Raw genomic sequence first — 24,558 nt, 5'->3', positions numbered from 1 at the left:
CGCGGTCGTGATCGCCCGTCAGACGTTCGTCCATCAGACCGGGGTCGCCGCCGTGCCCAGTTCCGCGTCGATGATCCCCGCCGCGCGACCCGTGACCTCGGTCAGACGCGCGGCCAGCCCGTCCAGATCGTCGAATCCGGTTTCGCGCAGCAGAAACGCCTGACCGCCGGGGCCGATCGCCTCCATGTCCAAAGGACGTTCGGTCAGAAGACGGGTGCCGGCCTGAAGCCGCCACAAAAGCCGCAGCGCCTGCGCCAGCGCCTCGCCCTTGTCGCGGTCGATCAGCCCGGCGCGCTGGCCCGCCGCGATCTGCTGCCGGGTGCCGCGTGCGCCCGAACCCGCGCGCAACGCAAAACTTTGGGCGAGCAGTTCGATGTCCTGCAAACGTCCCGGGCCGACCTTGGCCTCCCACGCGCCGTCAATGCGCTTGGCCGCAAAGATGCGCTCGCGCATTTCGGCCAGATCCGGCAGAATCCGGGGATCGTCGCCGCGTGTGCGCAGCACCTCCTGCCGGATCGCTTCGACTTCGGCGGCCAGTTCGGTACCGCCCGTGCCGCATAGCGCGACCACCCTTGCGCGGGTCAGCGCCAGATGCTCCCAGGTCCATGCCTCAGTCAGCTGATAATCCCGGAACGACTGGATCGAGGTCGCGACCGGCCCGCCGCGCCCCGAGGGCCGCAGACGCATATCGACCTCGTAGAGCCGCCCCTCGGGCATCAGCGCGGTCAGCGCCGTGACCATGGCCTGCGTCAGCCGGGCGTAATAGGGACGCGGCGCCAGCGGCCTTGACCCGTCCGAGCTTTCCTCGCCCGCCGCGTCATAGATCATGATCAGGTCAAGGTCGGATTCCGCGTTAAGCTGTCGCGCGCCAAGCGAGCCCATCCCCAGCAAGACCGCACCGCGTCCGGGGGGCGCCCCGTGGCGGCGGGCGAATTCATCGGCGACCATGGGGAACAGCGCGCCAAGAACCGCATCAGCCAGATCGGCATATTGAATGGCGGCCTCGGCCGCGTCGACCAGCCCGCGCAGGTGATGCACGCCAATGCGGAAATGCCATTCGTGATCCCATTTCCGCGCCTCGTCCAAGGCCCGCTCGTAACCGCCGTCAGGGGCCATCAGCCGCGCCGCCAGCGTTTCGGAAAGAGATTGTCGCAGCGCCTCGGGCCCCGGCCAGGGCGAAAAGAAGGCACCGCCCAGAACCGCGTCCAGCACGCCCGGGTGGCGCGAGAGATATTCGGAAAGCCCGGGGGCGGTCGCGAATATGTCGACGATCAGGTCGATCAGTTGCGGATTGGCCTCGAAAAGCGAAAACAACTGCACCCCGGCCGGCAATCCCGCCAAGAAGGCATCAAACCGGCGCAGCGCCTCGTCAGTATGGGCGGCGCGGTCCATGCGGGTCAGAAGCTCGGGCTCGATCCGGCGAAACAACGCCCGCGCGCGTTCCGAGCGCAGGGCCGGATAATTCCGCCACCCCTTGATCAGCGCCTCGGATACCGCCGAAAGCTGCGGCCGCACCGGCCCGGTCCCGGGCTGCGAGGGCGCGAAGAACGCGCCGGTCAGTTCCTCGACGCGGGCCAGACGGGCCTTGAGGGCATCGGCCCAGCCCTGCACATCGGTTTCCCCCATCAGCGCGGCGACGGTGGCCAGCCCTTCCTCGGTCGTGGGCAATTTGTGGGTCTGGGCGTCGTTCACCATCTGGATGCGATGCTCGACCTCGCGATGCGCCCGGTAATGGTCGGTCAGTTCGGCGGCGACATCGGCGGGCAGCCAGTCATGCGCGGCAAGTGCGGCAAGTGCGGGGACCGTGCCGCGTACCCGCAGCGCCGGATCACGGCCACCGGCGATAAGCTGGCGGGTCTGGGCGAAGAACTCGATTTCGCGAATACCACCCTCGCCCAGTTTCATGTCATGTCCGGGCACGTCCAGCCTGCGGTTCAGGCCCTTGTGGTCGCGGATGCGCAGCCGCATGTCATGGGCATCCTGAATGGCCGCGAAATCCAGATGCCGCCGCCAGACAAAGGGCCGCAACGCGGTCAGGAAACGCGCGCCCGCCTTCAGGTCACCGGCACAGGGTCGTGCCTTGATATAGGCGGCGCGTTCCCATGTGCGGCCCTCGGCCTCATAATAGGCCTCGGCCGCCGACATCGACAGGCAGACCGGGGTGACGGCCGCATCGGGGCGCAACCGCAGGTCGGTGCGAAAGACGTAACCCTCGGCGGTGATGTCCGAAAGCGTCGCCGCGGCTTTGCGGGTGATCCGGATCAACGCCGCGCGCGCCTCGGCCGGGTCGTCATAAAGCGCGTCGTCGTAAAGCACGATCAGGTCGATATCCGAGGAATAGTTCAACTCGCCCGCGCCCATCTTGCCCATGGCCAGCGCGAACAGACCGCCCGCATCGGCATCGACCCGGGGCAGCTTGTCGCGGCGATATTCCTCGGCCAGATGCACCCGCAGCGCCAGATCGGTGGCGCGGTCGGCAAGGTCCGTCAACGCGCCGGTCACCTGCTCCAACGTCCAGACGCCGCCCAGATCGGCCAAGGCCGTGACCAGCGCCACCCGGCGCTTGGCCCGTCGCAGGGCCGAGCCCAGGGCATCCGGATCCAACCGGGACAGCCCGTCGGTTTCGACCCCGACCAGATTTGCGGCATTCTCCAGCCCCGCGGGCAGCCATTCGCTTTCCTGTGCGATCAGCCCGGCAAGATAGGGGCTGGACCCCGCCGCGCCATTGACCAGATCCCGCAAAGCCGGTGCCGCGCCCGGGAAAAGCGCCGCGGCATCGGCGCCGCGCTCGCGGTCGATCGCGACAGGCAGCCGGGAAATCTGGTCAGCAAAGCTCATATCTGGCACCCTAAGCCCTGCGCATGGGCGGTCAACCGCCCGTTGCGTGCCCCGCACCTGCCCGAAAGCACAGCTTGAGGCAACTGGGGGTTGACCACAAATGGTGTGCCGAACCAGATTGTCTAAATTCAGGCGAAACCGAGACGTGACCCCGACCAACCCCTGCTTTCAGGACTAAAGAATGCGCCATACGCTGTCCAACGCGCCGCAATTCTATGTCACGGCCCCGCAACCGTGCCCGTATCTGCACGGGCGGGCCGAGCGGAAGCTGTTCACCGCTTTGCAGGGCGACGGTGCGGTCGAGTTGAACAATGCCCTGTCCCGCCAGGGTTTCCGCCGCTCGCAGAACGTTCTCTACCGGCCGAGCTGCGAGGCCTGCGTGGCCTGCATGTCCGCCCGCATCCGGGTTGCCGATTTCATCCCCAGCCGGGCGCAGCGCCGGGTGTTGCGCCGCAACTCCACGCTGGAGCGCGCCGCGACCAGCGCCTGGGCCACCGAGGAACAGTTCGATCTTTTCCGCCGCTATCTGAACCGCCGCCACGCCGATGGCGGTATGGCCGATATGGATATTTTCGAATTCGCCGCGATGATCGAGGAATCGCCGGTCCGCACCCGCATCATCGAATATCGGGACAGCGCGCGCCCCCAAGGCGATCAGAACGAGCTTATCGCGGTCTGCCTGACCGATATTCTGGATGACGGGTTGTCGCTGGTCTACAGCTTCTACGACCCCGATCAGCGCGACCGCAGTCTGGGCACGCAGATCATTCTGGATCACGTCGAAATCGCCCGCAGTTCGGGGCTTCCCTTCGTCTATCTGGGTTATTGGGTCCCGGGTAGCCGCAAGATGGGATACAAGGCGAATTTCAGCGCCCTAGATATCTACAAGGGCGGCGTTTGGCAGGATATCGGCGACATCGAAAGCCACTCGCCTGAATCGCACCCGCTGTCGGTCGATCCCATCGTTGAGCAGGTGGCGCGAATCCACTTGCCGGGTAGCCGGTAATTTTGGAATAAAGTTACCCGTGATTATCGCAAAACGTAACTTTAGTACAAAAATAGCCGTTTTTTTGTCATTTAACTGAAATTTCGGCATTGACCCGGTCACGGCACCCCCATAGATTGCGGCGTCGCAGCATGGGGCCGGTGGCGCCCGTGCGGATTACAGATCAGCCCGAACAGGAGGCGCGGATGTCCCGGACCATGACCGGCGCAAGGATGGTTGTCGAAGCCCTGAGGGATCAGGGGGTGGATACCGTATTCGGGTATCCCGGCGGCGCCGTACTGCCGATCTATGACGAGATTTTCCAGCAGAACGACATTCAGCACGTTCTGGTCCGCCATGAACAGGGCGCCGTCCATATGGCCGAGGGTTATGCCCGCTCGACCGGCAAGGTCGGTGTCGTTCTGGTGACCTCGGGGCCGGGGGCGACCAATGCGGTGACCGGCCTTACCGACGCGCTGCTGGATTCGATCCCGATCGTGGTTCTGACCGGTCAGGTTCCGACCTTCCTGATCGGCACCGACGCCTTTCAGGAAGGTGACACGATCGGCATCACCCGCCCCTGCACCAAGCATAACTGGCTGGTCAAGGACACGGAAACCCTGTCCGAGACGATCCACCGCGCCTTTCACGTCGCGCGGACGGGTCGCCCGGGGCCGGTGTTGATCGACCTGCCGAAAGATGTGCAATTCGCGACCGGCACCTATACGGGCCCGAAAGAGATGAGCATCCGCTATCAGCCCGCGACCAAGGGCAACACCGCCGCGATCACGCAACTGGTCGAGTTGATCGAAAAGGCCGAACGGCCGATTTTCTACACCGGCGGCGGCGTGATCAATGCGGGTCGCGGCGCCAGCCAGTTGCTGACCGAATTCGTGGACGCGACCGGCTTTCCCGTCACCTCGACGCTGATGGGGCTTGGCGCCTATCCGGCGTCGGGGAAGAACTGGCTGGGCATGCTGGGCATGCATGGGCTGTACGAGGCCAATCTGGCCATGCATGGCTGTGATCTGATGATCAATCTCGGCGCGCGTTTCGACGACCGCATCACCGGGCGGATCGCCGATTTCAGCCCCGGCTCGATCAAGGTGCATGTCGACATCGACCCGTCGTCGATCAACAAGGTCGTGCATGTCGATCTGCCCATCGTCGGCGACGTGGGCCATGTTCTGGAAGATGCGATCAAGATCTGGAAATCGCGCGGACGCAAGACGAACGCGGCGGCGGTGCGGCAATGGTGGACGCAGATCGAGGGCTGGAAGGCCCGGAACTGCCTTGCCTATCGCAACTCGGACAAGATCATCAAACCGCAATACGCGCTTCAGCGGCTTGAGGCGCTGACCCGGGACCGCGACCGCTATATCACCACCGAGGTCGGCCAGCATCAGATGTGGGCGGCGCAATTCCTGAATTTCGACGAACCCAACCGCTGGATGACCTCGGGCGGGCTTGGCACGATGGGCTATGGCCTGCCGGCCTCGATCGGCGTTCAGGTCGCCCATCCCGAAGCCCTGGTGATCAACGTCGCCGGCGAAGCAAGCTGGATGATGAACATGCAGGAAATGGGCACGGCGGTGCAGTTCCGCGCGCCCGTCAAGCAGTTCATCCTGAACAACGAGCGTCTGGGCATGGTGCGGCAATGGCAGCAGTTGCTGCATGGCGAGCGTTACAGTCAGTCATGGTCGGAAAGCCTGCCCGATTTCGTCAAGCTGGCCGAGGCCTTCGGCTGCAAGGGCATCCGCTGCGACGATCCCGCCAAGCTGGATGACGCGATTCAGGAGATGCTGGATTATGACGGCCCGGTCATTTTCGACTGCCTGGTCGAGAAGCACGAGAACTGCTTCCCGATGATCCCCTCGGGCAAGCCGCATAACGAGATGCTGCTGGGCGACGCGGCCGTCGCGGGCGCGATCGGCGGGGCCGGATCGGTTCTGGTGTGATGCAAGGCACCGGGGGCTGTCTGCCCCCGGACCCCCGAGGATATTTGACAAGGAAGACATCCCATGTCGGCACTGAAAATCGAGCGCGGCGCCTCCAGCCATTCGGCTTATGACCTGCGCGACCCCCACTCCTCGGTCGAGGAAAAGCATACGCTGGCCGTTCTGGTCGATAACGAGGCGGGCGTTCTGGCCCGGGTGATCGGGCTTTTTTCCGGCCGCGGTTACAACATCGACAGCCTGACGGTGGCCGAGGTCGACCACAGCGGGCACCGCTCGCGGATTACCGTGGTGACCCGCGGCACCCCGCAGGTGATCGAGCAGATCAAGGCCCAGCTTGGCCGCATCATCCCGGTGCACGAGGTGCATGACCTGACCGTCGAAGGACCCTCGGTCGAGCGGGAACTGGGGCTGTTCAAGGTCGCGGGCACCGGAGAAAAACGTCTGGAAGCCCTGCGGATCGCCGAGATTTTCCGGGCGAAAGTCGTCGATTCCACCTTGCAGAGCTTTGTATTCGAGATAACCGGCGCGCCGGAAAAGCTGGATGCGCTGGCCGAACTGATGCGGCCGCTTGGTTTAAGCGACATGGCGCGGACCGGCGTGGCCGCGCTGTCCCGGGGCATCTGACCGGATTCAGCTTGCCGCGAAGCCGTTGCAGATCTTGCTTATCTGTGGCTGGGTTCGCGGCGTCTCGTTACTGGCGACAAGGCGCAACGCCGGTGACTTTTCGCGCGCCGCCGGCTTGGCGTTAGGCGCAGCGCTGCGCAGACGTTCGGGCAGATCGGGACAGCCGCATCCGCCGACCAGCCTGACCGCCAGCGCATAACGAAGGCCGTCGCGATTTTCGCTGTCGAGTTCGACCATGTCGCCCGCAACCGGCCAGCGATCGCCCAGCAGATTGTCCGTGCCGTTGAGATAGGCGAGCGCGCCCTGATCTTCGCACCACACCACGGCCTTCAGGCGGCTCGCGTTACTCCAGACAATCACGCCGATCATATACAAGCCCCCACAGATCACGCCGGGATCACCCGTTCGTGCAATTGCGACAATTGTCTGCAATATTAACCTTGGCAACTAAAAAATTAATGCCGGATCAAAAACCGTCTCATATGGCACAATTCTACAACTTCAGGTTAAAGCCGGACTGATCGCCAATCAGCGCGGATCATTACGGGTCGGGTGGTTATAAACCAAGCTCTTTCAGCAGGATACGAACCGAGTCGCGGACGTGGCGAAATCTGTCCCCGCCCAGTTTTTTACCGCCATACCAGCGCGTTACCACAACCACATGGTTATATAATCCGGCCCGGACCAGCATCTGGGCGATGATCGCACCCGCGCCGGCTTCGCCATCGTCATCCGCGATCGGTTGCTGATCCGTGGGCAAAAGGGCCCAACTGTGATGTGTTGCACGGGCGAATTTGCGGTCGGTACACAGGTGACGCACGAAGGCCTTTGCCTCGGCAGCATCAATGGCCGGCGCGGCGGATACCGCGTAACGTGAGCCCCGGTCCCGAATCACGTCCCGCAAGATTAGCGGCAGGGTTGCCGCAGCCGAATCGGGACGATCAGCGGGCACGGCCGCTTTGCACGTCCTGCACCGCCTGGGTCACGGCGGCCATGCGCTCGGCCGTCGCGGGGTGCGAGCCGAGAATCCGGTTGCCGGGATCGGGGATGCGCCGGAAGAACTCGGCCCCCAGCACCGGATCATAGCCCGCGTTCAGCGCAATGATCGCGCCAAGCCTGTCTGCCTCCAGCTCCCAGTTCTTGGAATAAACCCGCGCCCCCAGTTGCGCCCCCATGTTCTGCGCCGAGCGCACCGCGCCCGCATCGCCCCCCGTTGCCGCGGCGATCCCGCCCATCAGGATCGCGCCGGCGGTGGCCGCCCGGCCCTGCTGCGGGATATGGCCCAAAATATGGTGGGCGGCCTCGTGCCCCATGGCAAAGGCCAGCTCATCGGGGTTGCGGGCCTGCGCGATCAGCGCCAGCGTGAAGCCGACGACCGGACGGCCGTCGTCACCGACGGTCTGGAAGGCGTTCGGCGGCATCGCGGGGCGATCGTCAACGACGAAAAGATAATCGCAACTGATCGCGCTGGTGCGGCGGCGCATGCACTCACGCTCGACCGCCGGTTCCATCCGGTTCAGGACGGTGATGAAGTTCCGCGCCGCCATGCGTGCCGAGGCGGGCGGCGCGCTGCGCACCGGATTCGCAACTGGCACCTGCACCGTGGGGATCGGCGGCTGGGCGGGATAGCCGGTCGGGCCGGTGGGCAAAGGCGTACAGGCGACCAGTGCCGATACCGCAGCCAGCACGGCCGCGGCAGTCATGATCCGCTGAAAACTCATCTTCGATCACCTGCGCCCTGTGTCCCGGTTCGCCGCAGACTAGCGTTGCCGCGCGCAAGGGAAAAGTCCCGCGACCCTTGCGCCCTGTCGAAATCACGCAGATGTTGGGCTGAAGCCGCCGCAACGCGGATATGGAAAGGGCAAGGCGATGTTCACCATCGAGCATGAATTCGATGCCACCGTGATCACACTGATCGACGAGTTGCCCCCGGGCGAACAGCGCCCGCTGAATGAGGATGTGACCATCCTCAGCTTCGACGACCGGGTGGTGATTGAGCAATCGGACGAGACCGGAAGCGAGGTCGTCAGGATCGTGCTGACTATGGAGCAGCTTGACGAGTTGCGGGCGGCGCTGGACTTGCCCGAAGGCAATTATCGCATGGAACGCCGCCGCGTGGGAAAACCCGCACCTTAGGCGGTTTTTTCCGTCTTTTCATCGTCTGCGGATTGCCTATAGTGACGGCCATGTCACGCAACAGCATCATCGCCTTGACCCAGAGCACGGACGCCGCCCCGGCGCGCCGCCGTTCCGGTTTGCGTGGCCTGCTGCTTCTTACGCTGCGCTGAGCGGGTCTTCCGGGCCGCCGCTCAGATGGTCAGCGCCCGGGAAGCACAAGCAAGCAGCTGAAAGACAGACAGATGACAGACAAGAATCGCGTATTGATTTTCGACACCACGCTTCGCGACGGGGAACAGTCCCCCGGCGCCACCATGTCCCATGCGGAAAAGCTGGAAATCGCCGCCATGCTGGACGAGATGGGTGTGGACATCATCGAGGCCGGGTTCCCGATCGCCTCCGAGGGGGATTTCGCCGCCGTCTCGGACATCGCCAGACAGGCGCAGAACAGCGTGATCTGCGGTCTTGCGCGGGCCCAGATACCGGATATCGACCGCTGCTGGGAGGCGGTGAAACACGCGCGACAGCCGCGCATTCACACGTTTATCGGCACCTCGCCCCTGCACCGCGCGATTCCGAACCTCGACATGGATCAGATGGCCGAGCGGATCGAGCAGACCGTCACCCATGCCCGCAATCTGTGCGACAACGTGCAATGGTCGCCGATGGACGCCACCCGGACCGAACATGATTATCTGTGCCGCGTGGTCGAAATCGCCATCAGATGCGGGGCGACGACGATCAACATTCCCGATACGGTCGGCTATACCGCGCCACGCGAAAGCGCCGCCCTGATCCGCATGCTGCTTGAACGTGTGCCCGGTGCCGATCAGATCATCTTCTCGACCCATTGCCATAACGATCTTGGCATGGCGACGGCGAACAGCCTTGCCGCGGTCGAGGCGGGCGCGCGGCAGATCGAATGCACGATCAACGGTCTGGGCGAGCGCGCCGGCAACACCGCGCTGGAAGAGGTGGTGATGGCCATGCGGGTGCGCCATGACATCATGCCCTTCGACACCGGCCTTGACACCACCAAGATCATGGGGCTTTCGCGGCGGGTCGCGCAGGTCTCGGGGTTTCCGGTGCAGTTCAACAAGGCGGTCGTCGGCAAGAACGCCTTCCTGCACGAATCCGGCATCCACCAGGACGGCGTGCTGAAGAATGTGGAAACCTTCGAGATCATGCGCCCCGCCGATATCGGCCTGAACGAGGCCAATATCGCCATGGGCAAGCATTCCGGCCGCGCCGCGCTTCGCGCCAAGCTGCGCGATCTGGGCTATGAGGTCGGGGACAACCAGCTCAAGGACGTGTTCGTGCGGTTCAAGGCGCTGGCCGACCGCAAGAAAGAGGTTTTCGACGACGACCTGATCGCGCTTATGCAGGACAGCGCCGCCAACACCGGCGAGGATCATCTTCAGGTCAAGCATCTGCGCGTGGTCTGCGGCAGCGATGGGCAATCGGCCGACCTGACCATGACGGTCGACGGCGAGGAGAAAACCGTCCATGCGACCGGCGACGGACCGGTTGATGCCTGTTTCAACGCCGTGAAGCAGATCTTTCCGCATGACGCGCGCCTGCAGCTTTATCAGGTCCACGCCGTGACCGAGGGGACCGATGCGCAGGCGACGGTCTCGGTACGGATGGAAGAGGACGGCCGCATCGTCAATGGACAGGCGGCCGACACCGACACCATCCTCGCCTCGGTCAAGGCTTATGTGGGGGCGCTGAACCATCTGATCGTGCGCCGGGCCCAGATGGGCAAGGACGGCGACGCAAAGCAGATCAGCATGTATTCCCACTGATCTGATTTCACGCTGGAAAATGGGCCGGGCGCGTGCCGCCCGGCCCATCGCGTTTTGGCTGACCGCTACCCGCGCGACCGCTCCCGGCTGGCGCCCCTGCAACAGCGACCGGCAAACCGCCGGCGCAGTTCCACCCAAGAGGCACAGGGGGCTTTCGCCTTGTCTGCAGGGCTTCTATATGGGGCAGCGGCATGCACCGGGCGATTCCCCCGGCGGCATCGCTTTGCATATGGAGCAAGCCGGGCAAACCGGCGCGAAAGGATACAGGCATGTTCGGCGGGTTGTTTTCGACCGATATCGCGATTGATTTGGGCACGGCCAATACGCTGGTCTATGTCAAGGGCAAGGGCATCATCCTGAACGAGCCCTCGGTCGTCGCCTATCACGTCAAGGATGGCAAAAAGCAGATCCTCGCGGTGGGCGAGGACGCCAAGATGATGCTGGGCCGCACCCCGGGCAGCATCGAGGCGATCCGGCCGATGCGCGAAGGCGTGATTGCCGATTTCGACAGCGCCGAGCAGATGATCAAGCATTTCATCAAGAAGGTGTTCAAGCGCACCACCTTCTCGAAACCCAAGATCATCGTCTGCGTGCCCCATGGCGCGACCCCGGTCGAGAAGCGCGCGATCCGTCAGTCGGTCTTGTCCGCCGGCGCCCGCCGCGCCGGGCTGATCGCCGAACCGATCGCGGCGGCCATCGGGGCCGGCATGCCGATCACCGATCCGACCGGCAGCATGGTCGTGGATATCGGCGGCGGCACCACCGAGGTGGCGATCCTGTCGCTGGGCGATGTGGTCTATGCCCGCTCGGTCCGCATCGGCGGCGACCGCATGGATGAGGCGATCATCAACTATCTGCGCCGGCACCAGAACCTGCATATCGGCGATTCGGCGGCCGAGCGGATCAAGACCCAGATCGGCACCGCACGGATGCCCGACGACGGGCGCGGCGCCACCATGAACGTGCGCGGCAAGGATCTGATCAACGGCGTGCCGAAGGAAATCGAGATCAACCAGGCCATGGTCGCCGAAGCACTGGCCGAGCCGATGCAGCAGATCTGCGAGGCGGTGATGGTCGCGCTGGAGGCGACGCCCCCCGATCTGGCCGCCGACATCGTCGATCGCGGCGTCATGCTGACTGGCGGCGGCGCCATGCTGGGCGATCTGGACCTTGCGTTGCGCGAACAGACCGGCCTGTCGATCACGCTTGCCGATCAACCGATGAGCTGCGTGGCGCTTGGCACCGGCAAGGCGCTGGAGTTTGAAAAGCAGCTTCGCCACGTCATCGACTATGAAAGCTGACGCGCCGGCGCTCTGATCCTATGATCGACCAAGGCCCGGCAGTCAGGACATGCGACGATGGCAGGCAAGAACAGCGCTGATTTCGCCACTCCGCTGCGGCGCGTGCTGATCGCGCTGCTGGTGCTGGTCCTGATCGGCCTGTTCCTGTTCTGGCGCATCGACAGCCCGCGTGCCGAACGCATGCGGGCGAATTTCGTCGACCGTTTCGTGCCCTCGTTCGAATGGGCCCTGACCCCGGTCACCAAGGTTTCGCGCATGATCGCGGGCTTTCAATCCTACGCGCGGATCTATGAGCAGAATCAAGAGCTTCGGCGTGAGCTTCAGAAAATGTCGGCGTGGAAAGAGGCCGCCGTCCAGCTTGAACAGGAAAACGCCAAGCTGCTGGCCCAGAACAAGGTGCGGATTGATCCGAAACTGACCTCGGTTACGGGCGTCGTGATGACCGACAGCGGCACCGCCTTTCGGCAATCGGTGTTGCTGAACGTCGGCGCGCGGGACGGAATCGTCGACGGCTGGGCGACGATGGACGGGATCGGGCTGGTCGGCCGCATCGCGGGCGTGGGTGAACGGACCAGCCGGGTCATGCTGCTGACCGACCCGTCCAGCCGGACGCCGGTCAACATCCAGCCCTCGGGGCAGCGGGCGTTCCTGACCGGGGACAATACCGAGCTTCCGCTGCTTGATTTTCTCGAATCGCCGGAAAACGTACGCGCCGGCGACCGCGTGGTCAGTTCCGGCGATGGCGGCGTGTTTCCGCCCGGGCTGCTGGTCGGTCAGGTGGCCGAGGGCAGCGACGGGCGCCTGCGGGTGCGGATGGCGGCGGATTATGGGCAATTGGAATTCCTGCGCGTGCTGCGCACCCATCCGGCCGAGGTCCTGCAGGATACCGGCGCGCTGATCCCGCCCTTGGCGCCCGATTTCATCGGCCCGGTCCTGCCGATGGCGGGCGCGGCCCCGGTGCAGAACGATTCCGCCGCGGCCGAGCTTGCGCCGCCGCCCGTTCCCGTCCCCGGCACCACCGAGCGCGGAGGGCAGGAGAATGATTGACGGACAGGGCGGCGGCCGCCTTGCCGGCCAGATCCTGTTCGTCCTGCTGTTCCTCATCTGCCTGTTCTTCCGGCTGATCCCGCTGGCCCCCGGCCGGATCTCGTGGCCCGGCCCGGATATTTTCCTGTGTCTGACCATGGCCTGGGTGCTGCGCCGCCCCCAGCAGGTGCCCGTGCTTCTGATCGCCGCGACCTTTCTGGTCGCCGACATCATCCTGTTGCAGCCCATCGGGCTTTGGGCGGCGATCGTCGTGGTGGCGACGGAATATCTGCGGGGGCGCGAACCGCGCTGGCGTGATTTGCCTTTCATGCTGGAGTGGCCGAGGATCGCGCTGATCCTTGCTGTGATGCTGCTGGCCCGGCGTTTCGCGCTGGCCGTTTCGCTTACGCCGCAGGGATCTTTGGGCGAAAGCCTGCTACAATATCTGGCGACGGTCGGGGCTTATCCGGTGGTGGTACTTGCGGCGCATTGGCTGATCGGCTTGCGGCGGATCACCCCGGCCGAGGCTGAAATGCAGAGGGTCAGGGGATGAAGAAGTCGCCCAAGGACATCGTCGAAAGCACGCGCAGCATCTCGCGCCGGGGGCTGATGCTGGGCGCGATCATGGGCAGTGTCGTCGGCATTCTGGGCTTTCGCCTGCGCTCGATGCAATTGCAGCACGCCGATGAATACCGCCTGCTGGCCGACGGCAATTCGATCAAGATCCGGCTTTTGCCACCCGCGCGCGGACTGATCCTTGACCGCAACGGCACGCTGATCGCCGGCAATGAGCAGAATTACCGCGTCACCCTGACCGAGGAAGAGGCCGGCGACGTATCAGCCGTGATCGCGCGCCTGCGCCGGATCATCCCGATGACGGATTATCAGACCGCGCAGATTCTGGCCGAGATCAAGCGCCGCAGCCCGACCACGCCGATTTCCATCGCCGACCGGCTGACCTGGCGGCAATTTTCCTCCATCGCGGTCAACACCCCGGCGCTGCCCGGCATCACGCCGGAGGTCGGGCTGTCGCGCATCTATCCGCGCGGCGGCGATTTCGCCCATGTGCTGGGCTATGTCGGACCGGTCTCGGATTATGACCTGTCCAAGATGGAAAACCCCGATCCACTGCTGCGGCTTCCGAAGTTTCAGCTTGGCAAGGTGGGCGTCGAAGCCAAGCTTGAGGAACAGTTGCGCGGCAAGGCCGGCAACCGCCGGGTCGAGGTGAACAGCGCCGGCCGCGAAATGCGCGAACTGAGCCGGCAAGAGGGCCAGCAGGGCGCGACGGTTCAGATGACGCTGGACGCGGCGCTTCAGAACTACACCGCTCAGCGCCTTGGCATCGAAAGCGCCGCGGCGGTGGTGATGGATGTGCAGAACGGTGACATTCTGGCGATTTCCTCGGCGCCCACTTTTGACCCGAACATGTTCGTCCGCGGCATCTCGGGGCCCGAATATCGCGCGCTGATGAACCACGACCATCGGCCGCTGGCCGACAAGACCGTGCAGGGCGTCTATCCGCCCGGCTCGACCTTCAAGATGGTGACCTTGCTGGCCGGGCTGGAATCAGGCGCGGTGAAGCCGGGCGACAGCTTTTATTGCTCGGGATCGCTGGACCTTGGCGGGCGCAAATTCCACTGCTGGCGGCGCGGCGGCCATGGTCGTGTCGCGGTACCCAACAGTCTGGAACTGTCCTGCGACGTTTTCTATTACGAACTGGCGCAACGGGTCGGTATCGACGCCATCGGCGACATGGCCAAGCGGCTGGGCATCGGCGTGCGCCATGATCTGCCCATGTCCGCCATCGCCGAGGGGATCGCGCCCTCGAAGGCGTGGAAGAAACAGCGTTACGATCAGGACTGGGTGATCGGGGATTCGCTCAACGCCAGCATCGGTCAGGGCTATGTGCTGGCCTCGCCCCTTCAGCTTGCGATCATGACCGCGCGCGTGGCGACCGGCCGTGCGGTCGCGCCAAGGTTGGTACGGTCCATCGACGGCGTTCCGGTTCCCGTGGCCGAGGCGCCCGAACTGGGCCTGAAACCCCAGCATCTGGCATTGGCGCGTCAGGGCATGGATCTGGTGATGAACGGATCGCGCGGCACGGCGCGGGGCGCCCGGATCGTCGCGCCGGAATGGAGCATGGCCGGCAAGACCGGGACCAGTCAGGTGCGCAACATCACCGCCGCCGAACGCGCGCGCGGCGTCATCTCGAACGATCAACTGCCGTGGAACCGGCGTGACCACGCGCTTTTCGTCTGCTATGCGCCGGTCGAGGCGCCGCGCTATGCGGTTTCGGTCGTGGTCGAACATGGCGGCGGCGGCTCGGCGGTGGCCGCGCCCATCGCCCGCGACATCCTGTTGTTTGCGCTGGCGGGTGGTCTGCCGCCGCTGTCGGCCTATCCGGCCGGCCAGCGCGGTCAGATCGAGGCGCAGCGCGCCACCATGAACCTGCGCGCGCCCGAGGCGCCGAAGCCGGTCGCCCGGAACCGGGCCTGAGGGGGGCGTCGCGGATGAGCTATCTTGATTACAAGGTCACCACGACGCCGACCGGGTTCCGCAAGATCCTGTATCTGAACTGGCCGCTGGTCTTTCTGCTGACCGCCGTCGCCTGCACCGGTTTTCTGATGCTGTATTCGGTCGCTGGCGGCCGCGCCTCGATCTGGGCCGAACCGCAGATGGAACGCTTCGGCGCCGGGATGGTCGCGATGTTCGCGCTGGCTTTCGTTCCGATCTGGTTCTGGCGCTCGATCTCGGTCGTGTCATGGGTGGTCTGCGTGCTGCTTTTGGTCGCGGTGGACTTGATCGGCGACATCGGCATGGGGGCGCAACGCTGGCTTGAACTGGGGCCGCTCCGGCTGCAACCCTCTGAACTGACCAAGATCGCGCTGGTTCTGACGCTGGCCGCCTATTACGACTGGCTTGATATTTCCAAGGTATCGCGGCCGCTTTGGGTGCTGATCCCGGTCCTGCTGATCCTGATCCCGACCGGGCTTGTGGTCACGCAACCCGACCTTGGCACGGCGATCATGCTGATCGCGGGCGGCGGCATCGTGATGTTCGCCGCCGGTGTCAGCCTGTGGTATTTCGCCGCCGTCATCGCGCTGGTCGTGGGGCTGGTGTTCACGGTGATGGAAAGCCGCGGCACCGACTGGGCGCTGTTGCACGAATATCAGTTCCGCCGCATCGACACCTTTCTTGACCCGTCAAGCGATCCGCTGGGCGCGGGATATAACATTACCCAGGCGCAGATCGCCTTGGGTTCCGGTGGCTGGGCCGGCCGGGGCTTCATGCAGGGCACCCAGTCCCGGCTGAACTTCCTGCCCGAAAAGCACACGGATTTCATCTTCACCACGCTGGCCGAAGAATTCGGCTTTGTCGGCGCCTTCTCGCTTTTGATGCTTTACGCCCTTATCGTCGGTTTCTGCCTTTATTCGGCCCTGACCAACCGCGACCGTTTTGCCAGCCTGATGACCATCGGTGTCGCCGCCACCTTCTTTCTGTATTTCGCGGTGAACATGTCCATGGTGATGGGGCTGATGCCTGTCGTCGGCGTGCCGCTGCCCTTGGTCAGCTATGGTGGTACGGCGATGATGATCCTGCTCATGGCCTTTGGAATGGTACAATCCGCTCATGTCAACAGACCAAGATAGAACGCTGCGCGCGCTTTTTTCCGCCCGGGACGATGATTGGGAGGAATGGCGAAGCGCCCTTTCCGCGGCCTTTGCGGCCCGCGGGCTGAAGGTCGATCTGTCGCGCAGCTTCGCCGATCCGGCCGAGGTCGACGCGATCATCTATGCCCCGACCGGCCCGGTGAAGGATTTCACCCCCTATGTGAACGTCGGTCTGGTGCAAAGCCTGTGGGCCGGGGTCGAGCGGATCGTGGGCGACCGCACCCTGACCCAACCCTTGGCGCGGATGGTCGATCCGGGGCTGCGGCAAAGCATGGTCGAATGGTGCCTGGGCTGGGTGCTGCGCTTTCATCTGGGCATGGACAATTATCGGCAGGACGGCGTCTGGCGGCACCGCGTCGTGCCGCCCCTTGCGTCTGACCGGCATGTCGTCATCGCCGGAATGGGTGAGTTGGGCGGCGCGGTGGCGGGCATGCTGGCCTCGGTCGGGTTCCGCGTCACCGGCTGGTCGGCCTCGGGGCGCGGCGGCGGCGGCAGCGTTGACGGGGTCGAGATGCTGGCGGGTGATGCCCTGCCTTTGGCGCTGTCGCGCGCGGATTTCCTGATCACCCTGCTGCCCGACACGCCGGGCACGCGCGGCCTGCTGAACGAAAGCACGCTTGCGATGCTGCCCAAGGGCGCGGTGATCCTGAACCCCGGACGCGGTCCGCTGATCAGCGATGACGCGCTGCTGGCGGCGTTGGACAGCGGCCATGTCCGGCATGCCGTTCTGGACGTTTTCCGCACCGAGCCCCTGCCGCCCGAGCATCCGTTCTGGCACCATCCCGCCGTCACCGTCACCCCCCATATCGCGGCCGAAACCAAGCCTTCGACCGCATCGACGGTGGTGGCCGAAAACCTCGTCCGGCTGCGCGACGGCCAACCGTTCCTGCATCTGGTCGATCGCGACCGGGGGTATTGAGGCGACGGGCGCCGCCCCACGCGTTCAGCGCAGCCGTGGCGGCCGGTCGGGGTCGCTGCCGGGTGGCATGGAAGCCACGGGGCTCGGGACTTCGTGTCGGGGCAATTCAAAGCACAGCCCCAGTTTCGCCACCGCTGCCGGCACCCGGTCGGTGAACGCGATGTCGACACCACCCGGCACCTCGGGCAGGAACGCCAATGTTTCGGCCAGCGCTTTAGCGATGCGGTCCTGCTGGGCGGGTGCGGCGCCCTCGACAAGAAGCAGATGCCCGGCGCCGGTGTCATTCTGAAACCGCGACCCCACCAGCCAGACGGCACGCGCCAGCCCCGCCATATCCGCCAGCCGGACCGAAAGCGGCTCGACCAGCGCGGGCGCCACCGGCCGGCGATATTGCGTGGCTTGCCCCTCTGCTGCAAGCGGCGCCTGCGAAAGGGTCTGCGCCAGCCAGCGCAGGGTCTCGGCGGGCAGCATCATCTCGGACGGATGGCCGGGGTTGATCAGAATGCCGGTATCCGCCGCGCCCAGACGCCCGGCCAGCACGCGCCCGGGCAACTCGACGAAATCCGCCGGGCCGCCGAGGAAAGTCGACAGGCGTTCCTCGACATCGAAGGCCAGCGCGAACGGCCCATCGGCCAGATCAAAGATGCGGAACGTGACGGTGTCGCCCGCCGGTTCTTCGCCGAGCGCGGCGAACAGCGGCGTATCCGCAAGCCGCGATAGGATCCGCGCGCGATCGGAATCCGAGGCCGTGGCGAAGGGCTGCGAACAAAGCGCATCCAGCGCGGTCGTCTCTGTCATTGCTCAAGCACCTCTGCAACCCGTGCCCGCAGCGCCGGAAGAACCTCGTCTTCGAACCACGGGTTTCGCTTCAGCCATCCGGTATTCCGCCACGACGGGTGAGGCAAGGGAAAGACGTCGGGCGCATGGTCGCGCCAGCCGGCCACGGCCTTCGAGACCGGCGCGCGCGCGCCCAGATGCCAATGTTGGGCCGCACCCCCGACCAGCAGGGTCAGCGATACCTGCCCCAGATCCTGCATGACCCGCGCCCGCCAGGTCTGCGCGCAGATCGGCGGCGGCGGCAGGTCTGCGCCCTTTGCATCATAGCCCGGAAAACAGAAGGCCATGGGCACGATCGCCACCCGGTCGCGGTCATAAAATACCTTTTCGTCCACCCCCATCCATGCCCGCAACCGCTCGCCCGAGCGGTCCGCAAAGGGCTTTTGGGCCAGATGCACCCGCATGCCCGGCGCCTGCCCCACGATCAGGATGCGTGCCCCGGTCCGATACCACACCACCGGCGCGGGGCTGTGGCGGGTGGCGGTCACGGCAAACCGCGGTGCGCAAAGCCGGCAGGCACGTATCTGGTCGGGCAGATTGGGCATGCTTTGCAATTAGTGCCGGTTTGAGGGCGATCAACAGTTCTCGAGTAACAGAATCTAAAGCATTTGCGCGATAGAGTGGACAGTACTGCGCCGAAATCCTATGTAGGCGCTTGGTTTTGGGTTGCGATCATGGATTTTCGTTGATCAGTCTGGTGTTTCGCCTGGCACAGGCCGCACGGGCTCCGCAGATGGCGGGGGCATGGTGTCATGCTTGAATTCGACAATGTTTCCAAGTCGTTCTGGACGGGCACGCAACGCAAGGTGATCCTTGACCGCGCCTCTTTCCGGGTGAATCTCGGGAACTCGCTGGGCATTCTGGCGCCGAACGGCACCGGCAAGACCACGATCATCAACATGATGTGCGGTCTGGAAAAGCCCGATGAAGGCTCGATCCGCTCGACCTGCCGGGTGTCGTTTCCCCTCGGGTTCATGGGTGGCATCGTCAGCCGCCACTCGGCCACCGAAAACGCGCGCTTTATCGCCAAGCTGTACGGGTTGGAGCCCGATTACGTCGAATCCTTCTGCCGCTGGCTGACCGATATCGGCGAATATTTCGACCAGCCGCTGGGCATCTACAGCGCCGGGATGCGGGCCCGGTTCACGTTTTCGCTGCTGCTCGCGCTGGAATTCGACATATATCTTATTGACGAGGGCATGCCGCAATCGACGGATGCCGAATTCAACCGCAAGGCAGGCGGCGTTCTGTTTGAGCGGCTCAAGAACGCGACGGTGATCATCGTCTCGCATCAACCCAGCACGCTGGAAAAATTCTGCCGCTCCGCCGCGGTTCTGCGCGATGGCAGGCTGTATCAGTTCGAAACGCTCGACGAGGCCAAGCAATATTATGACTATACCGCCTAAGGCCCGCGTATTCCGTATCCGGCGCAGCGACGCGCCCGCCAACCCGCAACGCGACGGCGAAACAGCGCCGGCGGCGTCTGCCGACGCGGCCAACACCCCCGAACAGGCGTCGCAGGCACCCGATCAGCAGCGGCCCGAGGCGCAGCAGCGGCCCGAGGATCGCGCAGCGCCGGAGAATCCGGCCGGACAGCACGGCGGACAACAGGGCGGCCAACCCGGCGGCCCCCCCGCCTCGGCCGAGCAAGGCGCGGATTATTTCAATCAGACCGGCGAAGAAGACGGCTTTGCCGATATGCATTTCCCGACCCGCGACGCCGGCGGATCGCCCGGTCAGCCCCCCCAGAGCACCGTCACCGAAGAGGCGATCGCCGCCGTCCGTGCCGAAAACCTGACCGCGCGGCAACTGCGCATGGCGCTGCGGATCGCCGCGCAGAACGGCATCGACACGGAATCCGAGCTTGAGGCCGTGGTTCTGTTGCGCCGCCGCGGCATCGACCCGTTCCACCGCGACGCGATTCATCAACTGGTCGCGGCTGAGGCGGAAAGATCCGGCAAGAAACCGGAATCGAATCAACTGGTTACGACCAAAGGCAATCAGGTCGCCCGGCGTACCGAAACGCTGCCCGCCGAAAGCCGGCCCATCGGCCAGATCGCGCCGCAGCGCGCGCCGCAACTGCCGCCCCGCGAAACGCTGACCGAGGAACGTCGGGCGGCGGAAATCCTGAAAATTCAGCGCGACATCGCCAAACGCCGGCGGTGGCGTCTGGCCATGCTGCTGTTACGCGTGACTTTTTTCGTGTTCATTCCGACGGCGCTGGCAGTTTATTACTATTTCAACGTCGCAACGCCGCTTTACGCCACGGAATCGCAATATACGATCCAGTCGGCCGACATGGGCGGCGCGGGCAGCGAAGGCGCCGGCATATTGTCGCGGGGCGCGGCGGGTGCCGCGATGACCGATCCGATCAGCGTGCAGAACTATCTGAGCTCGCGCGATGCGATGCTGCGGCTTGATGCGGACATGGGTTTCCGCCGCACCTTCTCGGACGCCGCGATCGACCCGATCCTGCGTCTGCCGGAAAACGCGACGAATGAGGAAACCTACAAGCTTTACCAGAAGATGGTCAAAATCGGCTTTGATCCCTCGGAAGGGATCATCAAGATGGAGGTTCAGGCCCCCGATCCCAAACTGTCCGAGCAATTCTCGCTGGCGCTGATCGGCTATGCCGAGGAACAGGTCGACAAGCTGACGCTGCGGCTGCGCGGCGACCAGATGAAGGGCGCGCAGGACAATTACAACGATGCCGAGACAAGGGTCGCGCAGGCGCAGGAAAAGGTGCTGGAGCTGCAAAAGCAGCAGGGCGTTCTGGACCCGACGGCCGAAGGCGGCATCGTGATGAGCCGGATCAGCACGTTGGAGGCCGACCTGCAAAGCAAGCGGCTGGAACTGGGCCAGTTGCTTAGCAACGCGCGGCCCAACCAAAGCCGGGTCGCCGGGGTGCGCGGCGATATCGTGCGGCTGGAAGAGATGTTGCAGGACACGCGTTCCCAGTTGACCGCCGATGCCGAGGGCCGCAACTCGATCGCCGCGATGGCGGGCGCGCTGAAGATCGCCGAGGCCGATCTGACCGTGCGCCAGACGCTCCTCGCCTCGGCGGCGGAACAGCTGGAACTGGCCCGGGTCGAGGCGCAGAAGCAGGTGCGTTACCTGTCGATCAACGTGACCCCGGTACCGCCGGATGAGCCGACCTATCCGAAGGCGTTCCAGAACAGTATCGTGGCCTTTCTGATCTTCTCGGGGATTTACCTGATGCTGTCACTGACCGTCTCGATCCTGCGCGAACAGGTTTCGGCATGACGGCGCCGGAAACCGTCGCCCGCGACGTCGCCATCGGTCCGGTCAGCATCGGAAATGACCTGCCGCTGGTGCTGATCGCGGGCCCGTGCCAGCTTGAAACGCTGGACCACGCGCTGATGATCGCCGAGACGCTGGCCAAGGCCTGCGCGGCCAGCGGCGCGGGGTTCGTGTTCAAGGCGAGCTATGACAAGGCCAATCGCACCAGCCTTGGCGGACGCCGGGGTGTCGGCATCGACGAGGGGCTCGAGATGCTGGCCCAGGTGCGCGCGCGCATCGGCTGCCCGGTGTTGACCGACATCCATGACGTCGAACAGGCCCGCAAAGCCGCCGAGGTCGTGGATGTGATCCAGATCCCCGCGTTTCTCTGCCGCCAGACCGATCTTCTGCTGGCGGCCGGCGAAACCGGCGCCGTGGTCAATGTGAAGAAGGGCCAGTTTCTGGCCCCCTGGGACATGTCGAATGTCGTCGACAAGATCACCAGCACCGGCAATTCCAATATTCTGCTGACCGAACGCGGCGCTTCATTCGGCTATAACACGCTGGTCACCGACATGCGCAGCCTGCCGATCATGGAACGCACCGGCTTTCCCGTCATCATGGACGCGACCCATGCGGTGCAGCAGCCGGGCGGTCAGGGCGGCTCCTCGGGCGGTCAGCGCGAATTCGCGCCGGTCATGGCGCGGGCGGCCGTTTCGGTCGGCGTCGCGGGGGTATTCATCGAAACCCACCAGGACCCCGACAACGCGCCCTCGGACGGCCCGAACATGATCTATCTGGACCGGATGCCGAAACTGATCGAATCATTGATGCAATTCGACCGGCTGGCGAAATCCGATCCGGTCATGGGTTAGTTAGCTGGTTAGCGGGCTAGACAGCCCTGCCTGCGGCATCCCCTGACGCCCAGGCCCATTGAAAATTATACCCGCCCAGCCAGCCGGTGACGTCCACCACCTCGCCGATGAAATAAAGGCCCGGCACGTTCAGCGCCTGCATGGTCCGGGCATCGAGATCACGGGTATCGACCCCGCCAAGGGTGACCTCGGCGGTCCGATACCCTTCGGAGCCAACCGGCCGGACGCTCCAGCGATTCACGCGTTGCGCCAGCGCGGCAAGACGCGCGTTCGACATATCCGCAAGCCGCGCACCGTCCAGCCCCTGTTCATCGACGATCGCCTCGGCAAGCCGCCCCGGCAGGAACTGCCGCAGCACGGTCGCCACCGTCTGCCGCCCCGCCCCGTCGCGCGCCTGCCGCAGCGCGGTCCCGATATTCTGCACCGGGCAAAGATCGACGCGCAGATCGTCCCCCTCGCGCCAGTAGCTGGAAATCTGCAGGATCGCGGGGCCGGACAGGCCGCGATGGGTGAATAAAAGCGCATCCTCGAACGCCGCCCCACGGCAGGAGACGCGCGCCGGCAGCCCTATGCCGGACAGGGGCCGCACCATGTGCAGATCCTGCTCGGCAAAGGTCAGCGGCACCAGCGCCGGCCGGGTCGCGACCAGCCGCAGCCCGAACTGCTCGGCCAGACGATAGCCGACGCCCGTCGCGCCGATCTTCGGGATCGACTTGCCACCCGTCGCCACGACGACCGAGCGGGCGGTCAGCCGACCGGCCGTTGTTTCGATCCGAAACCCCTCGTCCAGCCGTTCGACTGTGGAAAAACCGGTCTCGAGCATCAGATCGGCACCGGCCATGCGCTGAAGCAAAAGGTCGATGATCTGGCGGGCCGAGCCGTCGCAGAACAACTGCCCCAGCGTCTTTTCGTGCCAGGCAATCCCGGCGCGATCGACCAGCGCCACGAAATCGGCCGGCGTGAACCGCGCCAGCGCCGAGGCCGCAAAGCGCGGATTTTTCGAAATGAACCGATCCGTCCCGCTTGCCAGATTGGTGAAATTGCATCGCCCGCCGCCGGAGATCCTGATTTTCTCGCCCAGCTTCTGTGCGTGGTCCAGCACCACGACGCGCCGCCCCCGCTGCACGGCGGTCCCCGCGCAAAACAACCCCGCCGCACCGGCGCCCAGAATGACGACATCACAGTTTTTCATCGCACCGGATTAGCCGGCGGACCGGGCCACGGCAACGCCCGGATCGTTGCTTTTTGGGCTTGCACCCCCAAGATGGCTTGGCTAAACACTCGCGCACGGTTGGGGCGTGGCCAAGTGGTAAGGCATCGGTTTTTGGTACCGTGTACCGTAGGTTCGAATCCTACCGCCCCAGCCAAATTCCTTTTCAATACTGGAAAAACGAGGTGTAGCATGACAGCCGTTTTTGCAGTGCGTGACAACCATTTTTGCAGCAAACGATTTTTCGAAGATCGCCCGTTTTGGGGGCATTGAAGGGGCTTTTCAGCTGTTGACGACGTCCGTAACGCTCGCATCGCATCCCGACTATCTCATCACGTTCCATCAGGCCGGCGCACGACGCTCGAAGGTCTGTCTGGTGACGTTTGGAGGCCAGCCATCAGATCTAACACCAAGCGGCTTCGGGACTGAATTCGCCGCGAAGAACGGCTGGGATAGTATCTATGTGGCGCAACGTTACGGCACGCAGTATCAGGGGCTGTCCATCGACGCGTTCAAGGCGGCGGTTGCCCCGATCATCCGGCGACGTAATGTGGTCTGTTATGGCCCATCCTTGGGCGGGTATGCCGCGTTTTACTATGGCGGGTCGATCAATGCGCGCATCATCGGTGGCGCGCCGATGTTTCCCGCATGGCCGGCATTCGCCAACAAAGCCTATGCCGGTTTGCAAATTTCCCACGAAGATTTGGCTGCAGTCCCAAAATCATCCAAATCTCCAGTTGCGATATTTGACCCCACCCTGCCGCGCGACCTGCGAATGGTTGAAGAAATGCTGCTGCCTGCATATCCCAATCTGCGCCAGGTCAGATATGATGGTTCCGGGCACTCGGTCTTGATAACCCTCCAGCAAAGCCGACAGCTCAAGCCCCTTATTCTATCGCTGATCAGGGATGACGCCGTAATCCCCATCGAACCTTTGAAAGAGGGGGATCCCATTTATCACAGAACGCGTGGACGCCTGCTGCGTCAGTCCAACCCGGTCGCAGCGATCACGGAACTTCGCCGATCGCTCGAACTAGAGCCCTCACGGCAGACCTTGGCGATCCTGCTTTCAATACTTGGGCGCCTCTAAAAATTGCAGCAATGCGGCGGTCGGGGTATGACGCGGGAGGCGTTCGACGGTAGGGGCATGG

Annotated in this window: 22 protein-coding genes and 1 tRNA gene; 16 read left to right on the top strand and 7 right to left on the bottom strand. The window is 64.4% G+C overall.

Annotation, left to right across the window (positions count from 1 at the left end; all coding sequences use genetic code 11):
• Positions 1–33: 33 nt before the first annotated feature.
• The gene (locus ACFSCT_RS18290) at positions 34–2,838 is read right to left on the bottom strand and encodes a [protein-PII] uridylyltransferase family protein (protein ID WP_379145179.1); all 2,805 of its coding nucleotides are present in this window, start codon (positions 2,836–2,838) and stop codon (positions 34–36) included.
• Positions 2,839–3,019: 181 nt separating this feature from the next.
• Here ACFSCT_RS18290 and ACFSCT_RS18285 point away from each other — a divergent pair, with 181 nt between their 5' ends.
• The 3 genes from ACFSCT_RS18285 to ilvN all read left to right on the top strand — a co-directional run bounded on the left by ACFSCT_RS18285 (position 3,020) and on the right by ilvN (position 6,405).
• Positions 3,020–3,844, top strand: coding sequence for an arginyltransferase (locus tag ACFSCT_RS18285; RefSeq protein ID WP_379145178.1), 825 nt, complete (start codon positions 3,020–3,022; stop codon positions 3,842–3,844).
• Positions 3,845–4,029: 185 nt separating this feature from the next.
• Complete coding sequence (locus tag ACFSCT_RS18280; RefSeq protein WP_379145177.1) at positions 4,030–5,781, top strand: acetolactate synthase 3 large subunit; 1,752 nt, start codon at positions 4,030–4,032, stop codon at positions 5,779–5,781.
• 63 nt (positions 5,782–5,844) lie between these two features.
• On the top strand, positions 5,845–6,405 hold the full coding sequence (gene ilvN / locus ACFSCT_RS18275; protein ID WP_379145176.1) for an acetolactate synthase small subunit: 561 nt from the start codon (positions 5,845–5,847) through the stop codon (positions 6,403–6,405).
• A 6-nt stretch (positions 6,406–6,411) separates the two neighbouring features.
• On the opposite strand, the gene ACFSCT_RS18270 is transcribed toward ilvN, so the two are convergent.
• The 3 genes from ACFSCT_RS18270 to ACFSCT_RS18260 form a co-directional block, all read right to left on the bottom strand.
• The gene (locus ACFSCT_RS18270) at positions 6,412–6,774 is read right to left on the bottom strand and encodes a hypothetical protein (protein WP_379145175.1); all 363 of its coding nucleotides are present in this window, start codon (positions 6,772–6,774) and stop codon (positions 6,412–6,414) included.
• 187 nt (positions 6,775–6,961) lie between these two features.
• Positions 6,962–7,300 carry a YigZ family protein gene (locus tag ACFSCT_RS18265; protein ID WP_379145172.1) on the bottom strand — a complete coding sequence of 113 codons (339 nt, stop codon included), beginning with the start codon at positions 7,298–7,300 and terminating at the stop codon, positions 6,962–6,964.
• Positions 7,301–7,346: 46 nt separating this feature from the next.
• On the bottom strand, positions 7,347–8,126 hold the full coding sequence (locus ACFSCT_RS18260) for a M48 family metalloprotease (RefSeq protein WP_379145170.1): 780 nt from the start codon (positions 8,124–8,126) through the stop codon (positions 7,347–7,349).
• 148 nt (positions 8,127–8,274) lie between these two features.
• Here ACFSCT_RS18260 and ACFSCT_RS18255 point away from each other — a divergent pair, with 148 nt between their 5' ends.
• The 8 genes from ACFSCT_RS18255 (at position 8,275) to ACFSCT_RS18220 (ending at position 17,245) form a co-directional block, all read left to right on the top strand.
• Positions 8,275–8,541, top strand: a complete 267-nt coding sequence (locus ACFSCT_RS18255) for a hypothetical protein (protein ID WP_379145168.1) — start codon at positions 8,275–8,277, stop codon at positions 8,539–8,541.
• Between the two features lie 224 nt (positions 8,542–8,765).
• Entirely contained in the window at positions 8,766–10,328 is a 1,563-nt protein-coding gene (locus ACFSCT_RS18250) for a 2-isopropylmalate synthase (RefSeq protein ID WP_379145167.1), read from the top strand.
• Between the two features lie 269 nt (positions 10,329–10,597).
• Positions 10,598–11,629 carry a rod shape-determining protein gene (locus ACFSCT_RS18245; RefSeq protein WP_379145164.1) on the top strand — a complete coding sequence of 344 codons (1,032 nt, stop codon included), beginning with the start codon at positions 10,598–10,600 and terminating at the stop codon, positions 11,627–11,629.
• A gap of 57 nt (positions 11,630–11,686) precedes the next feature.
• Positions 11,687–12,676: a rod shape-determining protein MreC gene (gene mreC / locus ACFSCT_RS18240; RefSeq protein WP_379145162.1), complete on the top strand. Its 990-nt coding sequence runs from the start codon at positions 11,687–11,689 to the stop codon at positions 12,674–12,676.
• A complete protein-coding gene (locus tag ACFSCT_RS18235) occupies positions 12,669–13,208 on the top strand; it encodes a rod shape-determining protein MreD (protein ID WP_379145160.1) in 540 nt (179 codons plus the stop codon). The genes mreC and ACFSCT_RS18235 overlap by 8 nt, the downstream gene beginning before the upstream one ends.
• Positions 13,205–15,151 carry a penicillin-binding protein 2 gene (gene mrdA, locus ACFSCT_RS18230; protein ID WP_379145158.1) on the top strand — a complete coding sequence of 649 codons (1,947 nt, stop codon included), beginning with the start codon at positions 13,205–13,207 and terminating at the stop codon, positions 15,149–15,151. The genes ACFSCT_RS18235 and mrdA overlap by 4 nt, the downstream gene beginning before the upstream one ends.
• 14 nt (positions 15,152–15,165) lie before the next feature.
• Complete coding sequence (gene rodA / locus ACFSCT_RS18225) at positions 15,166–16,305, top strand: rod shape-determining protein RodA (RefSeq protein ID WP_379145156.1); 1,140 nt, start codon at positions 15,166–15,168, stop codon at positions 16,303–16,305.
• Positions 16,286–17,245 carry a 2-hydroxyacid dehydrogenase gene (locus ACFSCT_RS18220; protein ID WP_379145155.1) on the top strand — a complete coding sequence of 320 codons (960 nt, stop codon included), beginning with the start codon at positions 16,286–16,288 and terminating at the stop codon, positions 17,243–17,245. The genes rodA and ACFSCT_RS18220 overlap by 20 nt, the downstream gene beginning before the upstream one ends.
• Positions 17,246–17,269: 24 nt before the next feature.
• On the opposite strand, the gene ACFSCT_RS18215 is transcribed toward ACFSCT_RS18220, so the two are convergent.
• Both ACFSCT_RS18215 and ACFSCT_RS18210 read right to left on the bottom strand, forming a co-directional pair.
• The gene (locus ACFSCT_RS18215; RefSeq protein ID WP_379145153.1) at positions 17,270–18,043 is read right to left on the bottom strand and encodes an SseB family protein; all 774 of its coding nucleotides are present in this window, start codon (positions 18,041–18,043) and stop codon (positions 17,270–17,272) included.
• Positions 18,040–18,627: a uracil-DNA glycosylase family protein gene (locus ACFSCT_RS18210; RefSeq protein ID WP_379145151.1), complete on the bottom strand. Its 588-nt coding sequence runs from the start codon at positions 18,625–18,627 to the stop codon at positions 18,040–18,042. The genes ACFSCT_RS18215 and ACFSCT_RS18210 overlap by 4 nt, the downstream gene beginning before the upstream one ends.
• A gap of 207 nt (positions 18,628–18,834) precedes the next feature.
• On the opposite strand from ACFSCT_RS18210, the gene ACFSCT_RS18205 reads away from it, so the two are divergent.
• From ACFSCT_RS18205 to kdsA, 3 genes are read left to right on the top strand one after another with little or no spacing between them, the layout of a single operon-like run.
• Entirely contained in the window at positions 18,835–19,488 is a 654-nt protein-coding gene (locus ACFSCT_RS18205) for an ABC transporter ATP-binding protein (RefSeq protein WP_379145148.1), read from the top strand.
• Complete coding sequence (locus tag ACFSCT_RS18200; protein WP_379145146.1) at positions 19,472–21,346, top strand: KpsE/RkpR family capsule polysaccharide export protein; 1,875 nt, start codon at positions 19,472–19,474, stop codon at positions 21,344–21,346. Before ACFSCT_RS18205 ends, ACFSCT_RS18200 begins: the two co-directional genes overlap by 17 nt.
• Complete coding sequence (gene kdsA / locus ACFSCT_RS18195; RefSeq protein ID WP_379145144.1) at positions 21,343–22,197, top strand: 3-deoxy-8-phosphooctulonate synthase; 855 nt, start codon at positions 21,343–21,345, stop codon at positions 22,195–22,197. Before ACFSCT_RS18200 ends, kdsA begins: the two co-directional genes overlap by 4 nt.
• Positions 22,198–22,213: 16 nt before the next feature.
• Here kdsA and ACFSCT_RS18190 read toward each other — a convergent pair whose 3' ends face one another.
• On the bottom strand, positions 22,214–23,389 hold the full coding sequence (locus tag ACFSCT_RS18190) for a BaiN/RdsA family NAD(P)/FAD-dependent oxidoreductase (RefSeq protein WP_379145143.1): 1,176 nt from the start codon (positions 23,387–23,389) through the stop codon (positions 22,214–22,216).
• A 100-nt stretch (positions 23,390–23,489) separates the two neighbouring features.
• Here ACFSCT_RS18190 and ACFSCT_RS18185 point away from each other — a divergent pair.
• Together ACFSCT_RS18185 and ACFSCT_RS18180 are read left to right on the top strand one after the other, a co-directional pair.
• Positions 23,490–23,564: transfer RNA gene (locus tag ACFSCT_RS18185), tRNA-Gln, on the top strand.
• Between the two features lie 57 nt (positions 23,565–23,621).
• Positions 23,622–24,497, top strand: coding sequence for a hypothetical protein (locus ACFSCT_RS18180; RefSeq protein ID WP_379145140.1), 876 nt, complete (start codon positions 23,622–23,624; stop codon positions 24,495–24,497).
• The last annotated feature ends 61 nt before the right edge of the window (positions 24,498–24,558 follow it).

This window comes from Paracoccus pacificus, assembly GCF_042680785.1.
Classification (GTDB): domain Bacteria; phylum Pseudomonadota; class Alphaproteobacteria; order Rhodobacterales; family Rhodobacteraceae; genus Paracoccus; species Paracoccus pacificus.
This window is presented reverse-complemented; position numbering and strand designations above follow the sequence as displayed.

Bases quoted from the DNA above. Each gene is read 5' to 3' on its own strand.
- ACFSCT_RS18280 (WP_379145177.1), top strand. From the start codon at position 4,030: ATGTCCCGGACCATGACCGGCGCAAGGATGGTTGTCGAAGCCCTGAGG.
- ACFSCT_RS18220 (WP_379145155.1), top strand. From the start codon at position 16,286: ATGTCAACAGACCAAGATAGAACGCTGCGCGCGCTTTTTTCCGCCCGG.
- rodA (WP_379145156.1), top strand. From the start codon at position 15,166: ATGAGCTATCTTGATTACAAGGTCACCACGACGCCGACCGGGTTCCGC.
- ACFSCT_RS18235 (WP_379145160.1), top strand. From the start codon at position 12,669: ATGATTGACGGACAGGGCGGCGGCCGCCTTGCCGGCCAGATCCTGTTC.
- ACFSCT_RS18245 (WP_379145164.1), top strand. From the start codon at position 10,598: ATGTTCGGCGGGTTGTTTTCGACCGATATCGCGATTGATTTGGGCACG.
- ACFSCT_RS18190 (WP_379145143.1), bottom strand. From the start codon at position 23,389: ATGAAAAACTGTGATGTCGTCATTCTGGGCGCCGGTGCGGCGGGGTTG.
- kdsA (WP_379145144.1), top strand. From the start codon at position 21,343: ATGACGGCGCCGGAAACCGTCGCCCGCGACGTCGCCATCGGTCCGGTC.
- mrdA (WP_379145158.1), top strand. From the start codon at position 13,205: ATGAAGAAGTCGCCCAAGGACATCGTCGAAAGCACGCGCAGCATCTCG.
- ACFSCT_RS18200 (WP_379145146.1), top strand. From the start codon at position 19,472: ATGACTATACCGCCTAAGGCCCGCGTATTCCGTATCCGGCGCAGCGAC.
- ACFSCT_RS18205 (WP_379145148.1), top strand. From the start codon at position 18,835: ATGCTTGAATTCGACAATGTTTCCAAGTCGTTCTGGACGGGCACGCAA.
- ACFSCT_RS18215 (WP_379145153.1), bottom strand. From the start codon at position 18,043: ATGACAGAGACGACCGCGCTGGATGCGCTTTGTTCGCAGCCCTTCGCC.
- ACFSCT_RS18270 (WP_379145175.1), bottom strand. From the start codon at position 6,774: ATGATCGGCGTGATTGTCTGGAGTAACGCGAGCCGCCTGAAGGCCGTG.
- ilvN (WP_379145176.1), top strand. From the start codon at position 5,845: ATGTCGGCACTGAAAATCGAGCGCGGCGCCTCCAGCCATTCGGCTTAT.
- ACFSCT_RS18210 (WP_379145151.1), bottom strand. From the start codon at position 18,627: ATGCCCAATCTGCCCGACCAGATACGTGCCTGCCGGCTTTGCGCACCG.
- ACFSCT_RS18290 (WP_379145179.1), bottom strand. From the start codon at position 2,838: ATGAGCTTTGCTGACCAGATTTCCCGGCTGCCTGTCGCGATCGACCGC.
- ACFSCT_RS18250 (WP_379145167.1), top strand. From the start codon at position 8,766: ATGACAGACAAGAATCGCGTATTGATTTTCGACACCACGCTTCGCGAC.
- ACFSCT_RS18285 (WP_379145178.1), top strand. From the start codon at position 3,020: ATGCGCCATACGCTGTCCAACGCGCCGCAATTCTATGTCACGGCCCCG.
- mreC (WP_379145162.1), top strand. From the start codon at position 11,687: ATGGCAGGCAAGAACAGCGCTGATTTCGCCACTCCGCTGCGGCGCGTG.
- ACFSCT_RS18260 (WP_379145170.1), bottom strand. From the start codon at position 8,126: ATGAGTTTTCAGCGGATCATGACTGCCGCGGCCGTGCTGGCTGCGGTA.
- ACFSCT_RS18255 (WP_379145168.1), top strand. From the start codon at position 8,275: ATGTTCACCATCGAGCATGAATTCGATGCCACCGTGATCACACTGATC.